This window comes from Longirhabdus pacifica, from assembly GCF_004115085.1.
GTDB classification, from domain to species: Bacteria; Bacillota; Bacilli; order Paenibacillales; family DSM-105158; genus Longirhabdus; species Longirhabdus pacifica.
The window spans coordinates 72,445-87,387 of record NZ_QXJP01000016.1; the positions used below are offsets into that span (position 1 = coordinate 72,445).

Sequence of the window (14,943 nt, forward strand, 5' to 3'; positions counted from 1 at the left end):
GTTTTATATTTCCTCTATATGTAATTCGCTGAGATTTATTTTTCATGTTCATATTTTCTGTTCATGTTTCTTGTTTATGTTTCGTATTCATGTTTCTTGTTCACGCAAAAAAAAGCAGCGGCAAGCCACCACCTTTTTCTATCATTATTTTTCATCCACATTTGCATACTTTAATGAGGTATTTCCATTTTCTAGAACATAGTAACTAGTGACTAATATACAGCCATAAGCCCATAAGGACCATCAATAATTTCTATTTTCGTTTCAAAAATATTGGTCAAAAGTTCTGGATTCATCATCTCTTCTACTGTTCCAAAAGCAGCAATTTGACCATTTTTCATCGCGCATATTCTATCGGAATATTTAGCAGCAAAATTAATATCATGCATAACAATCAGAATGGTTCGTCCAAATTCATTGGCAACCTGCTTCAGATATTCCATCATTTGGACAGAATGAGCGACATCAAGATTGTTTAGAGGCTCATCTAACAGGACATACTCCGTCTCTTGACACAAAACCATTGCAACATATGCTCTTTGTCTTTGACCTCCTGAAAGCTCATCTAAATATCGATGTTCTATATCAGTCAAGTCTAAGAAATCTATGTATTTTGAGATAATTTCCTCATCTTCCTTGGTTAACCTACCTTTCGAGTAAGGAAAACGTCCGAATCCAACTAATTGTCTGACAGTAAGTCTCGTAACAAAATGATTTTCTTGCCGTAAAATAGTCACAATCTTCGCTAAGTCCGTCGATTTTGAGGAGGATACATCCATATTTGCGATCATAATTTGACCCTCATCCATACTTAGAAGCCTTCCGATCATCAAAAGTGTCGTAGACTTTCCAGCACCATTTGGTCCAATTAAAGATGTGAAACCAGACTTTGGTATCTCAATATCCAAAGGTCCAATTTTCACTTGATCCGTATACATCTTTTTAACATTATTAATTTTTATCATAGTGACCTCCCCTTTAGAATCACAATTAAAAATACAATACCACCAAAAAATTCAATAAAAACAGAAACAGCTTGAGCATTAAATACATGGTACATTAAAAAATATGCACTTGTTAAAACAAAGAACCCTATCGATAAAGCCATCGGAAAAATATATTTGTGATTATAAGTTGGTGCTGCTTGATAACTTAATATAGCAACTAGAAATCCAAAGAAAGTAAGTGGCCCAACTAAAGCGGTTGAGATGGACATCAACACAGCAATCAATACAAGCGTATACATGATATTAGCTTGATATTTTAAACCGAACGTAGTCGATACTTCTTTTCCAAGTATCAACAAATTTAATTTATTTGAAAAACCAAAGAGTAATAATCCAATAATGATAACTAATGGAATGACAATTGGAAAGTACTCCGGATTCGCATTATTAACAGAACCTATCATTCTAGTTAGCAAAAGGTCAAACTCAGATGGCGAAAGAAGTTTTCTCATAAATGCTGACACAGTATTTAACCCCGTGCCAATAATAATGCCAATTAAAAGCACAAATTGTAATTCTCCATACTTTCCAGACAAAAGCCATCCATAAAGGATTACACTCATCAAGACCATAAGACTTACCTGAAGAAAAAAAGGACCCGTTCCACTAAAACTAACCATTGTACCAGCACCAAATAAAAACATGGTACTTGTATGAATGGTAGAGTAAAGTGACTCATATCCTAATAGAGAAGGAGTTATAATTCTATTATTGGTAATAGATTGAAAAGCAACGGTCGACAAGCTGTGGCAGATTGCAGCAATGAGCATGGCAACAACAGCTACCACTCTCCTTTCCACAACAGGGATAAAAGACGGCGAATCTACCGGTACTGGATTGTTATAAAATAAAAGACCTAATGAAAAAAGAAGACCCAAAGTGGTCAACAATATTAGCAGTATCCAATAGCGTCTTTCATCTTTCCTAGTGCGGAAACTACTTGCTGATCGTTTTTTAGTATGAAGGCTAAAGTTTACGTCGTCATTATTTCTATATTCTAAAGCGTTCATCTTAGCCTCCTTGGTTTTCTTTGTCGCAATAATATAATAATAAATACAACTGATCCTACGGTTCCAAGAATTAAAGAAACAGGAACTTCAAAAGGTTTTATAATGGAGCGGGAAATGATGTCACAAAAAGTGATGGTCCCCATTCCCATCAAACATACCCAAGGCAGATTACTTCTAATATTATCTCCTCTAATCATAGATACAATATTAGGTACAATTAAACCTAAAAACGGAAGATTACCAATAACAGCTGCAACAATACCAACAGCAATAGCAATAAGACCATTCGCCAGAAGAATGAGCGAATTATAATTTACGCCAACACTTGTTGCAACATCCTCGCCTAGACCAGCTAAAGTCAATCTATTCGCATAAATAAAGACAAGAATCGTAACAATCACAATGAACCATAAATATTCATACCTTCCAACTTGCACGGAGGTAAATGATCCTACAAACCATCCTTCTATCACTTGCGTCATTTGAAAAAAAAGACCCAGAAAAGTAGAAATGGAAGAAATTACTGCTCCAAGCATCAAACCAATGATTGGCACAATTAACGAGGAACGAAGTCTAACTCTTCTTAGCAGCAAAAAGAAAATCATAGTTCCAATAAAAGAAAAAATAATGGCACCCGTCATTCTTAGCACTATCGTTGGTGCAGGAAATAATAAGTAGACAACGAGGAGACCCAAACCTGCCCACTCAAAAGTTCCTGTTGTAGTAGGTTCAACTAAACGATTTCGTGTTATAAGTTGCATAACGAGTCCTGCCATCGCTAAAGCAGCCCCTGTAAGCATTAATGCAATCGTTCTTGGAACACGAGTGATAAAAAACATTTCCATTCCATCTGCTTGTCCACGTATATCATAAACACCAGTAAACAGAGAGATAATACACAAACTAATAACAACCATAACAGCTATTATAAAAGGTTTAGTCCATATTTTATTATGATAATAAAACCGGGATTGAGAGTTTGGCTCAATCCCGGTAATAGTATTTTTTCGCACTAGTTAAACTCCTTTATATCTTACTCAGCAAAAGCATTGGCAATACTATTAGACAACTCTATAAAAGTTTGTATTGATTCATTTAAGTAAGTATCCATTGGTGCATAAACAATTTGTCCATTTGAAACAGCCGTTGTATTTTGAAGAGCTGGTGACTGATCAATAACATCTTGAGCAGGAACTTTTTCATTTATACCAGATATAGGAGCATCACGATCTAATACAAAAATCCAATCTGGGTTACTTTGTGCAATAGCTTCAACTGAAATTTCGTCCCCTTGATGATCTGTAGAACTGTTGTCAACTTCTAGTGCCGGTGTCCATCCAAAAATTTCATACAATGGTCCCCAGACTCGTCCAGTGTAAGGAGCTGAAAAACCAATATCTCCACCAGAAACGATAACACTCATTACTGTATCGTTTTCTTTATAAGCGGACTTTCCTTTTTCGATCGCTTGATCCAACTCAGATACCAGCTGTTCAGCTTCAGTATTTTTTTCAAAAATTTCTCCGAGAGCAAGCGTAGTTTCTTTAAATCCATCTATTAAATTTTGAGCACTATTTTCACTGTTAACGTCAAAATTTAAATCAATAACAGCAGCATTTGGTACCAATTTCTTTATATCCTCATAATACCCTGCAAACCTTTGACCAATAATGACAAGTTCAGGGTCTACGGCAGCAATGATTTCAAGATTTGGTTCACCGTGACTCCCAACATCTTGAACATTGCTGTCCGTTACATATTGTGAATCTGATGACATGATCGGTTTTGGAACAGCAACTAACTCAATTCCCCAATCAGCTAAAGTTTCAAACGTTCTATTATCCAAAGCAACTACATTCTTAGGATTTGCAGGAACTGTAACAGTTCCATGAGCATCTGTAATTTCAACTGTTGAAATTTCTGTTGACTCCATTACTTCTTCACTTGTTTCAGTTTCATTACTTGCACTTGAGCATGCTGCTAATATTAAAGCGAAAACCGACATGATTAAAACAGTTAATTTAAATTTTCTCATTTCCTATACCTCTTCCATTTCATGTTGTAATTTTTAAAAACTAAATGATTATGTATTGATCATACATTTTTTTACTTGATACTAATTTCAATACTAATTTCAATCCTATTAAACTCAATTTTCATAGTGCATAGCTATAACACATCGCGTTGATAATAATTATCAATATCAATTGCCATATTAATTTACTAAATAAAAGCGGTATTGTCAACCCATAATTATAGATGATGACATTTCATTATTTTTTATTTATTTACTTAGATGCCGAAAAATTGTAAAAAAGGCGGACGAAAAACGTGTGCAATGTATCCTTTTCATCTTTTATGGCTCATGTTTCATATTCAAGTTTCGTGTTCACGAAAAAAAGCAGCGGCACTCATTCCGCTACTTTTTCCATCATCATTTTTTATCCTCACTTGCATGCATCATCACGCTATTTTTTTGCTACACGATAAAACAGTTTCGCTAGTTCATTTACCACTACCATGATCGCTGACAAACCGATGATAAACAACCAATCTTGCAGCGACAACAACGTAATGTTGAATATGTCATTAAAAATAGGCGTCACCACGAGCACGAATTGAATTCCTATCCCTAATATAATGGCTCCCACTAAATATTTGTTGCTAAACCATCCGACCTGAAATATAGATTTCCTCGTATGACGCAAATTTAAAGAGTGGAATAACTGTGAAACACTCAACGTAATAAACGCCATGGTTTGTGCGTATATGAGCTGACTGTCACTTAAGGCACTAAAATCAATAGAAAAAAACGTACTCTCCCCCGTCTGCCATCTCAACGCTTCCATAAACGCAATTAACGTAAGCAATCCGATCAATGTTCCGTTCAATACGGTGTAGATTCCTGTTTTTTTAGATAATATATTTTCTTTCGGATCTCTTGGATGATGTTTCATCGCGTCTGGATCGTCTGGATCTACACCTAAGGCGATCGCTGGGAACGTATCTGTAATGAGATTCACCCACAAAATATGTATTGCGGTTAAAGGGGCAGGCCAACCTAACAAAATGGCGATAAATAAAGCTACAATTTCACCGAAGTTACAAGATAACAAAAACAACACGGACTTTTTAATATTTTGATATATGTTTCTGCCTTCTTCTACAGCAGACACGATCGTAGAAAAGTTATCATCCGTTAATACGATATCTGCTGCCCCTTTGGCCACATCCGTACCACTCTGTCCCATCGCAACACCAACGTCAGCTTGTTTTAATGAAGGTGCATCATTCACCCCGTCACCCGTCATCGAAACGATATGTCCTTCTGCCCTTAATGCTTGTACAATTCGCACTTTATGTTCTGGAGAGACGCGAGCAAAAATATGCATCGTTTTACACTTTTCTTGCAAAACTTCATCGTTAATTTGTTCTAACTGTTGGCCTGTCATCACTTCATCGTGATGATCCACCATACCAAGCTGTTTCCCAATAGCTAAAGCTGTTTTCGGGTTGTCCCCTGTAATCATGACCGTCTTGATGCCTGCATGCTTACACTGTTGAATGGAATCTTTTGCTTCCTCACGAGGAGGGTCTATCATGCCCACTAGTCCTAACAGCACAAGATCTTTATCTTCAATAGAAGGTTCTAATGTAACATCTGAAGGTAATGGCTTATACGCAATGGCAAGTACACGTAAAGCTTCCTTCGCCATGCTGTCCACCGCTTCATGGATGTGTTGAATATGCTGCTTCGTTATCGGTACATCTTCCCCATTCACATGCACATGAGACGCTCTCGGTAGTAAACTTTCGGTCGCGCCTTTAGCAAACAAAGTAAGGTCTTCATCCACTTGATACACGGTAGACATCATTTTTCGTTCAGAGTCAAAAGGAATTTCATACATACGCTCATACGTCTGTTCCAACTCCCTTTTGTCTTTGTTCACTTGTAATCCCGCACGAACTAAAGCAATTTCTGTTGGGTCACCGGCTTCTTTTTCCTCCGTCACCACCGCGTCGTTACAGAGCACCATCGCATGTAAAAATAGCTGCTTTGAAGTATCTGTGGAAGACTGTTGTATAGCCTCTGGCTCCCATTTCTCATACGCACCGTTAGCATAAAAATGAGTAACCGTCATTTTATTTTGTGTTAATGTTCCTGTTTTATCGGAGCAGATGACGCTAACCGCCCCTAACGTTTCTACTGCGGGTAATTTACGAATAATAGCATTGCGCTTAATCATTCGCTGTACGCCGAGTGCTAGCACAATCGTTACAATGGCTGGCAATCCTTCTGGTATCGCAGCAACAGCGAGACTTACGGAAATTAAGAACATCTCCAGCACTTCTCGACCTTGAAGATAACCGATAAAGAAAATAATACACGAGATTGCGATAGCAGCGATACCTAAAAACTTCCCTAAGCTTGCTAATTTCCGCTGCAACGGCGTCATTTCTTTTTCTTGCTTGTTCAGCATGCCAGCAATTTTCCCGATTTCTGTCTGCATACCAGTGCCTACCACGACCCCTTCTCCTCTTCCGTAAGTAGAAAGTGTGGACATAAAGGCCATATTTTGTTGATTTGCTAATGGGGTATCTGGTTCGCCTGTCCAGTTTTCTTCTTTATCCACTGGTAACGATTCGCCAGTAAGCGAAGATTCTTCGATTTTCAAATTAGCTGTTTCTGTGAGCCGAATGTCTGCTGGAATGTATCTACCTGCATCAATCAATACGAGATCACCAGGTACAAGTTCTTCCGATGGGATTTCTTGTACGACGTTGTCACGCTTGACGACTGCTTTCGGTGTGGACATTTTTTTCAGTGCTTCTAATGACTTTTCTGCTTTAGACTCTTGGATGACACCAATGACAGCATTAAGTAAGATAACGATAAAAATAATGATCGCATCGGCAATTTCACCAACCACTGCGGAAATAACAGCAGCAGCAATAAGGATGTAGATGAGGATGCTGTTAATTTGCTCCCAAATGAGTTTTAGAACGGTTGGCTTCTGATTCTCTGTAAACTCATTCCGTCCCTCTTTCTTCAATCGCTCTTCCGCTTCTTGCTGTGTGAGTCCATCGTGAGGAGAAGTTTTTAGTTCATTTGTCACTTCTTGTACGTTTTTGGTAAACCACATATGACCCCCTACTTTCCCGTTAAGTTGAACAAGTGATTTCACTGCAGTCCATGCTCTGACTTTGTAGACGAATAATCTATATATAGGTTGTCTAATATTTGCCTTATTATAACAAGAAATGTGATTTTGGGTGATTAGGGTGGTTTGGGGGAGGGATTATAGTCTTATAGAAAATCCAGTATGTACAGGGAGTTATAATAAGCTTCAGTTCTTCATTATATAAATGCCAAAATAAAAATATGGAGCAAATTACTAGCTACTAAATATAACTCCCTAATTTTTTCGTTTGTTAAACGCATATGAAATTAAAAAGCAGTTCTCAATATTATAATTTTTCAATGACCATACAAAATTATTGATGGTTCCAGTGAGGTGTCTAATATGCTTAACAAATAAGCAATCTCTACAAATAATTATCAATGCAAACGGAAACCCCATTGTTTCTTATAAACAGGCCCTAGCAGTAAATACTTGAAAGATTAAAAAAACTAATATTTAAACGAAGTTTTGTTTTCAAATTTCAAAATTATCATTTTTGTCTAACATAGCTAGGAAGATCATTTTACAAATTTTAAGAAATTTTTTATATAGTTTGATTCCTTATAGAACATTTCATTCACACCAGCACGTGATTGGTATGAAATATATCTATTAATTATTTTCTGACTGTATTCCTTTTTTAATGTTCCAACTTTTCTAAGTTTACCATCCATTAAATTGTGTTCAATTTCATTATTATTTAAAGTGTGTACATTGAAAAAATCCCATTTAATAAAAATTAATTTATTTCCTTCATATTCTGGTATAGCTGACCAATGAGCATTTTCTTTATTATTTTTCAAATCATTTTCAACTACTTCCTTTTGTTTGTATCCTATAATAAATTTCAAGTTACCTTTAACTTTGTTATTTGCTATATCGCACAAAGGAGTAATACATAACATATATTTCTCCATGATAGAAACTTTTGACTGCTTGCATTTTATATTATTTTTTGAGATATTTTTTATACGAACTTCCTTCTTATCGTGATTAGTTTTCCATGTAATAGTACGAGATGTTTTATTAAAAAAAATACGAGGTGGTTTAACTTTATTCGCTATTATTGTTCCTGTTTCAATATTATTATTTTCATCCATCATATTAAATTTCATCATTCTGGTAAAATAAACCGTTTCTTTCAAAAAAGACTTTTTGAAATCTTCTTTATTTGAATGTTCTGCTCCATTAGATTCACTAATATAGCTTTCCCATAGTATAAGTAATAACACAATTTGTTTATCGTATTTATTTAGTTTATTACCATTCCATTCAAAGGTCTCTTTACATATCTCCCTTATGGAGAATTGGAATTTTTCCAAACAGTTAATTTCACTATTTGCTATTTTCTCAACCAACGTTTCAACAAATTCTTTATCAACTAGCTTTTTTTTAAGGTCTTTCAACTCATTCAACTTAATAGATAACATATCAAATAAATAATCAGTTGTTTCTTTTTCTATATAACCTTTATCTTTCAGAGCTATTATAAGTCTCTCCTTTTTTCTCTCAAATAAAAAATGATTTCTAAAAAACTTAGTATTGTCATCAACAAGCACACTTGATAATAATGTGTCATTAATGAAAGGTCTTATTTCATTGTTTGCTATTTCTGAAGTAAGTATCTGAGAAAAAAGCACTTTTTCAAATGAGACATTAAATTTTTGTATAGTTTTATGGATGTTATTATTTATTTTTTGAGCACATTCCATAAAATGTAATGTTGTGCTTTTATCTTTTATAAGTACTGAGGCAATATTACCCATAAGATTATCTGGAGATACCATCTTATTCATAACAAACCCAAACAAAGAAGATGTACCATCTTCTTTAGGATTCTGAAAAAAGAATGATTTTTCATCCAAAATATTGTACTCATGTGATATTGATTTTAGTACTTCCTCTTTATTTTCTTTTGTATATATAACTACACATTTTAATCCACTTTTATCATCTGTAAACATTTTCAAAATGTTTTTGGCAGCTGTCCCTACAGGGTGTACTCCATTGTTCTCTTCCATTTGCCAATCAATTATAAGTATCTTTGCATTACTTAGTACAGTTTGAATTTTTAACAGATTTTGTTGTATATCTATTGTCTTATCATAGCAGTAAGGATAAGTTATAATTCCATCATTTATGAACCGTTCAAAAACATCATCCGATCCATAGCTATCTGATCGCTGTTCATTCTCTTTGGTAACAGCAACTTGATCGTTCATACCATCAACAAATTCTATTGTATTAGAATCTATTACAGAAAAATCTATTTCATCATTACCTATCACAATTGGTGTTTGTTGTTCACTTAAAGTGTTTTTACCAAATTCGTCGTCGATAATAACAGCATTATTAAAATAATCCTTTACAATATCTTTTGCTGATTCTATAATTGATGATTGCATATACTAACCTCCAAATTGAAGTGCTTTTTGATTAAACAAAATGTAAAAACATGCTCCTCTATGATGTCTAAGTTCTTGGCCTGAGGTTAATAATCCTATTATATGTCCTCTTGATTTGAGCATATCACGCGACAAAAATAATCCTAGTCCTCTACCATCCGGTTTTCTAGAGAAAAATGGTTCAAAAACCCTTTCAGCATCATTTTCTTTTATTCCGATACCTGTATCGTGAATATATACATACTGGTGGTCATTAGAATTGTAAAAATGAATTTCTTTTATCTCTTGATTTAACATCCAATAAATTGAGTTTGAAATTAAATTAATAAAAGGAGCAAACAAAACTACTTCCGCTTCTTTTATCGTCATGTCTTCAGATATATCATTTATTATCTTTATATTGTATTTCTTAATATCTGAAGCAAAAAATTTTAAAGTATCACCTATATATTTCTTTACATTTATCTCTTTACGTCTATGTCTTGATTGCCGATATAATGGACTCATTCTTTCATGCAATTTCTCTAAAGATTTGAAAGCTAAAAATGTATTTTCTACTAAAGGGAGAATTTTAGTATGTCTTAATGATTTTTTTAATATTTGAAATTGATCACTAATTTTTGAATAAATAGAATTAAACTCATGATCAGTGAGTTCAGTTGCTAAACCAAGGGCTGATAAATCTCTATAAGTAGTTAACTCTTGTTTTAAATGTCCAATCAATTGATCATCGTAACTCCATCGCTCTTTATTCAAAAGATTTTGCATAAAGCGTTCCAATAATATATTCAATTCATTTAGGACTAAAGAGTTTTCTAGAGAGTCTCGATAATTAGAAATGTGATTATAAATTAATGAATTAGTTTCTTCTGATTTATTTAATAAGTTACGAACCTCTAAAATTTTATCATCATGAATATTTGTAGAATAGTTACTAATGTTTAATCTCATGTTTTCTAACTCTATAATATACTGATCTAAGAATTCTTTTTTATATTTTTCATGTTCTATTTTTGTAATATTTAATTCGTCTTTTACTATTGCCCCAACTATATCTTTGATTGAAGTTGTTAGGGCACTTTTCTTATCTGTTATTTCAGTGTCCACATTTTTTATTTGTGAGGCATATATATTGTTTACTTGATTTATTTTGTTATCAATTTCATTTATAATTTCACTTTTTTGATTATTAGAATTGGAATTTGTTTTAACATTTCTTTGTTGCTTATTTTTTAACAGTTTCTCAATTTCATTTTCTATAAAATTATTGTAATTTTTCTTTAATTTGGCAATGTTGTTATTATATTTATTTATAATATCAAGTGAATCATATTCATGACTATATCGTTTATTCACTACCCATTTTAAGCTGTCAAACTCATTAATATAACTGTTTGTTTCGGATCTTATACTTAATAATACAGATTCTATTGAAGTATCACCAAGTGCAACCGTTTTTTCACCAATTTTTTTTATTGTTAATATGAGTTTGTTTTTTATAACTTTTCCTTTTTTATACAGATCACTTTCTATGTTATTCATCCATGTATTTAATTTTTTAAAATATTGTTTTTCATTTTTTTCTTCCTTCTCTCGCTCTTCTTGAAATCTAGACTCCTCTTTCCTTTCGTTTATATACTTTTCACGTCTACCTTCTGCATTAACATCTTTTGTACCTAAATAATCAGTAGCCCACCACTCCAGTAGATTCATTAATAAATTTTGAAAAACTTGAAAGTGATTATTCTCAACAAACCCTTCACGACTAGATTTGTCTATTAAGTATGGATTACCCTCTTTACTAATTTCTATGTACCCATACATTCTTCTGAAACTGAATAAATATGTACCCGCTCTGATAGTTCTACGTTCCTCCACGTTTAAAAAATCATTATTTGTTTCTCCGTATGGTAATATTCTTAGTCCATCTCTGAATACATATAAGCCACCAACTTTTTTTAATTTTTCAGTAAGCTGCTTATGCTGATCTTTAGGAATACAAGATAATGCTGGAGTCCCCTCTACGTGAAACCATTTGATTTTTATTGGACCACAATCGTCGGTTCCGTATACAATTCCTTTTGTTAAAATATCTTTGGAAACTTGTATATGTTCAGCCTTCTTTTGAACTCCCATATATGCAAAACCATCAAAAGCACCATTTATTATAGTTCCACGTAACGCGAAATCATATAAAAGAATATCATCGGAATTGAGCGCTGTCTCATTTTCAAGTTTAACTCCATTGATGTGTATTCTTGGAGTAAACATATCTTGTTCAGATTTTCTAGATAGAGAGTTATTATCTTCTTCGAGTTGATTCTCAAACAACTCAATAAAATTATAGAATGAAAATAACACATCTTTTAGTCTTTGCTTTCTTTTAAGAGCACTTGTTGAATCAATTTTCACATTACTATAAATTGTCCAATCCCATGTTTTTTCCAAGGCTTTTATATAAAAGATTGTTCCACCACCCTGTCTATCCATCTGTCGAATTTTTGTTAATATTGCATCGTTAATATTAAAATTCTTCACATCGTATATAACTCTTGTGTATAGATTATCATCCCATTTTTCTTTATGATAAAAATTAGACATCATTATATTTTTAAGTTCTTGTAAATTATTAGTTAAATAGTAAATTAAATCATCTGAAGATTTAAAGCTTTTTACAGGAATAACTATATCTTCGATATACAAATCCTCGTTTCTAAATAGTTCCCAATGTAAATATAGAACTACCCAGGGGTCTTCACTAGCGAATCTTTTTTTAGAAATAATTAGAAGTTGATCTCCTAAAATAGATATAGCCAATCTTCCTATACCTTTCTCCCCAATTTTCACTCGATTTTTTTTGGTTCTAACTACATTTTTGCTTTTCTTGGAATAAGTTCCTAATATAAGCCATTTATTCTCGATATCACTTTTATCCATACCGTCACCATCATCCGATATAGTTATACAATCATTGTTGCTATCAATGTTTATAAGTCCTTCATTAGCATCAGCATCATATGAATTTCTTAACAACTCTGTTATAGCTGTTACTTCGTCACGAACTTGCTGTTTTCCTAATAAATCAACTGCTCGTGCTTTGGTTTTAAAATTAGCCATATGATTCTCTCCCCAACTTAATTAAAAAATTGTCAGATAAACTCGGTTCTAAATATATATAATTCTACATGGTTTATATTTTTCCTGTTTATATTTTTCCTGTTTATATTAGTTATTAACAGTGTTTTTTGCACAAAATTTTTGTTACTATAAATAGTAGTAAAACTTTTAGTTGATTGAGATGGAGGTACATCCTTTGAAGTTTACAGCTATAGATTTATTTTGCGGAGTTGGGGGAACTTCCGAAGCTTTAAAAAATAAGTTTGAAAAACAATGTGCAGTAGAATTTGATCCAATCACTGCTGAAACCTATGCAGAAAATCACGGTTCTGCACACCTAATTACAAAAGATATAAATAGAATCACAAAAAAAGAATTTTTAAATAAAACTAATCTTTCACTTGGACAGTTAGATTTATTGATCGCTACACCACCATGTCAAGGATTCTCAAGACATTCAAGAAAAAAAAGCAAGGATCAAGTTGATTATAGAAATAAACTAATATTTCATTTACTTCGAGTAAGTCATTATTTTCATCCAAAATATATTTTCTTTGAGAATGTAGGAAATATAGTGAATCATAAATATTTTTTATTATTGTTGAAAAAATTATCTAATATTGATGTTGATGGGTATCCTATAAATAAAACAAAACCTTCATATCATTTGAGGTTTGAGGTAGTAAATGCTGCTAATTATAATGTACCTCAAAAAAGGAAGAGGCTAATATTACTAGGAAAAAAAATCAACTACTTCCCTTTAACTAGTGCATTTTTAAAAACAACTGAGAAGGGAATACCAATTATAATGGAACCACTAAAAGTTTGGCCAGAACATGAGGTTGCACCTCTTTTAGGGAACTATCTCAAACCATACAATTTAAAATCAATAAATGCAGGAGAAACTGATCCAGAAGATGAATTACATACATCTAGAAATCTTTCTAATTTGAACATTAAGAGACTCAACGCTACTCCTCATAATGGAGGGAGCAGAAACTCTTGGCCTGAAGAGTTGTGGCTTAATTGTCACAAGAAAAAAAAGGTCAGTTATGGTGATGTTTATGGGAGAATGGACTACAACAACTACTCCCCCACCATTACATGTGGTTGTGTCTCTTTATCAAAAGGTAGATTTGGTCATCCTGTTGAAAATCGCGCAATTAGTTTACGTGAAGCAGCTCTTATACAAACATTTCCTAAAGATTATATTTTCAAAGGATCAATAGAAAAAAAAGCTACTCAAATTGGAAATGCTGTTCCTGTCAATCTTGCTAAAGCATTTATAAAAGTAATTTACGAGGATTTATTAAGTTCAGGCACTACTGCTTGAATTCTAAAAAGTATTTATATTATACAATTGCTGTGACAGATAGAAATATATTTCTCATTTGTTTGGTATACATGAATAGCATGTTCTAGTGTCTCCATCACAATGTTTGTGAAAATTATATAAATAGCCTACTATTTTTTTGCTATGTAAATCCAGCACAGAAAGAAAGTACCACCAGCCTTGTTGTCTTATATGAATATACTTAATAACTGCTATCCACTTTTCACTATTGGTGTTAGTTTCAAAATTTTGATTCATAAGTTTTTTCGTGCGTCTACTTAGCTTTTTGAATGAATTGGACGCTATTTTTTTTGATAATAGATCGAATGAATGCACGAAACATAATTCTTTGTACATGCTTTAAGGTTATTGTAACCTTTGCTTCCATAAGTAATGTGCTTAAAACGCACCATATCTGCCATGACTTTCTTGATGAGTGCTTTATACTGTTTTTCATAACTAGATTGTTGTTTATAAAAGATTGTTAATACGTATTTTTGTATACACATAAAACATTACAAAGTATCTTAATCGGTGGATTGTTTTTTCCTGTACATATGATGAATGATTTCTTGATCGGTTACCTTTTCGCGAATATGGTCATATCCTTTTTCAATATTCTACCACTAGCTTTAACCGTTAGTTTTTTTTACTGTAATGTGGATTATCAACAGAAAACTAGACAACTTTTTTAAGGTCAGCTCGTTTATATTGAACAGGGCTCATGTAGCCCAGTGTTCCATGAATCCGAATATAATTATACCAATGCACATAGTCAGCTTCAAAATGATAATGCCTTACAAATTCTGTTTTAAATATCTTGTAAGTGGCCTCGGCCACTGCATTATCATAAGGACAACCCTTGGCACTTAAAGATCGTTTAATATG

The 14,943-nt window shown here is 33.1% G+C and carries 9 protein-coding genes; 1 reads left to right on the forward strand and 8 read right to left on the reverse strand.

The features are described from left to right. Positions 1–212: 212 nt before the first annotated feature. The 7 genes from D1Z92_RS12065 to D1Z92_RS12095 form a co-directional block, all read right to left on the reverse strand. A complete protein-coding gene (locus tag D1Z92_RS12065) occupies positions 213–965 on the reverse strand; it encodes an iron ABC transporter ATP-binding protein (RefSeq protein ID WP_128895930.1) in 753 nt (250 codons plus the stop codon). Next, positions 962–2,017 carry an iron chelate uptake ABC transporter family permease subunit gene (locus D1Z92_RS12070; protein WP_128895931.1) on the reverse strand — a complete coding sequence of 352 codons (1,056 nt, stop codon included), beginning with the start codon at positions 2,015–2,017 and terminating at the stop codon, positions 962–964. The genes D1Z92_RS12065 and D1Z92_RS12070 overlap by 4 nt, the downstream gene beginning before the upstream one ends. Beyond that, on the reverse strand, positions 2,014–3,030 hold the full coding sequence (locus tag D1Z92_RS12075; protein ID WP_128895932.1) for an ABC transporter permease: 1,017 nt from the start codon (positions 3,028–3,030) through the stop codon (positions 2,014–2,016). The genes D1Z92_RS12070 and D1Z92_RS12075 overlap by 4 nt, the downstream gene beginning before the upstream one ends. A 20-nt stretch (positions 3,031–3,050) precedes the next feature. Continuing rightward, positions 3,051–4,052 (reverse strand): siderophore ABC transporter substrate-binding protein, encoded by a 1,002-nt coding sequence (locus D1Z92_RS12080; protein ID WP_128895933.1) that lies wholly within the window; start codon positions 4,050–4,052, stop codon positions 3,051–3,053. 433 nt (positions 4,053–4,485) lie between these two features. Next, a complete protein-coding gene (locus D1Z92_RS12085) occupies positions 4,486–7,161 on the reverse strand; it encodes a cation-translocating P-type ATPase (RefSeq protein WP_128895934.1) in 2,676 nt (891 codons plus the stop codon). 557 nt (positions 7,162–7,718) lie between these two features. Beyond that, complete coding sequence (locus D1Z92_RS12090) at positions 7,719–9,605, reverse strand: response regulator receiver domain (protein ID WP_128895935.1); 1,887 nt, start codon at positions 9,603–9,605, stop codon at positions 7,719–7,721. A 3-nt stretch (positions 9,606–9,608) separates the two neighbouring features. Next, positions 9,609–12,722, reverse strand: coding sequence for an ATP-binding protein (locus D1Z92_RS12095; RefSeq protein ID WP_128895936.1), 3,114 nt, complete (start codon positions 12,720–12,722; stop codon positions 9,609–9,611). Between the two features lie 196 nt (positions 12,723–12,918). On the opposite strand from D1Z92_RS12095, the gene D1Z92_RS12100 reads away from it, so the two are divergent. After that, on the forward strand, positions 12,919–14,055 hold the full coding sequence (locus D1Z92_RS12100) for a DNA cytosine methyltransferase (RefSeq protein ID WP_164931600.1): 1,137 nt from the start codon (positions 12,919–12,921) through the stop codon (positions 14,053–14,055). A gap of 678 nt (positions 14,056–14,733) precedes the next feature. Here the strand turns inward: D1Z92_RS12100 and D1Z92_RS12105 are convergent. After that, positions 14,734–14,943 (reverse strand): IS3 family transposase (locus D1Z92_RS12105; RefSeq protein WP_164931601.1); only part of this gene is annotated, 210 nt, incomplete at its 5' end.

What these genes read in the sequence shown, in the direction of transcription:
- D1Z92_RS12065 (WP_128895930.1), bottom strand. Translation starts at nt 965, where the DNA reads ATGATAAAAATTAATAATGTTAAAAAGATGTATACGGATCAAGTGAAA.
- D1Z92_RS12070 (WP_128895931.1), bottom strand. Translation starts at nt 2,017, where the DNA reads ATGAACGCTTTAGAATATAGAAATAATGACGACGTAAACTTTAGCCTT.
- D1Z92_RS12080 (WP_128895933.1), bottom strand. Translation starts at nt 4,052, where the DNA reads ATGAGAAAATTTAAATTAACTGTTTTAATCATGTCGGTTTTCGCTTTA.
- D1Z92_RS12085 (WP_128895934.1), bottom strand. Translation starts at nt 7,161, where the DNA reads ATGTGGTTTACCAAAAACGTACAAGAAGTGACAAATGAACTAAAAACT.
- D1Z92_RS12090 (WP_128895935.1), bottom strand. Translation starts at nt 9,605, where the DNA reads ATGCAATCATCAATTATAGAATCAGCAAAAGATATTGTAAAGGATTAT.
- D1Z92_RS12095 (WP_128895936.1), bottom strand. Translation starts at nt 12,722, where the DNA reads ATGGCTAATTTTAAAACCAAAGCACGAGCAGTTGATTTATTAGGAAAA.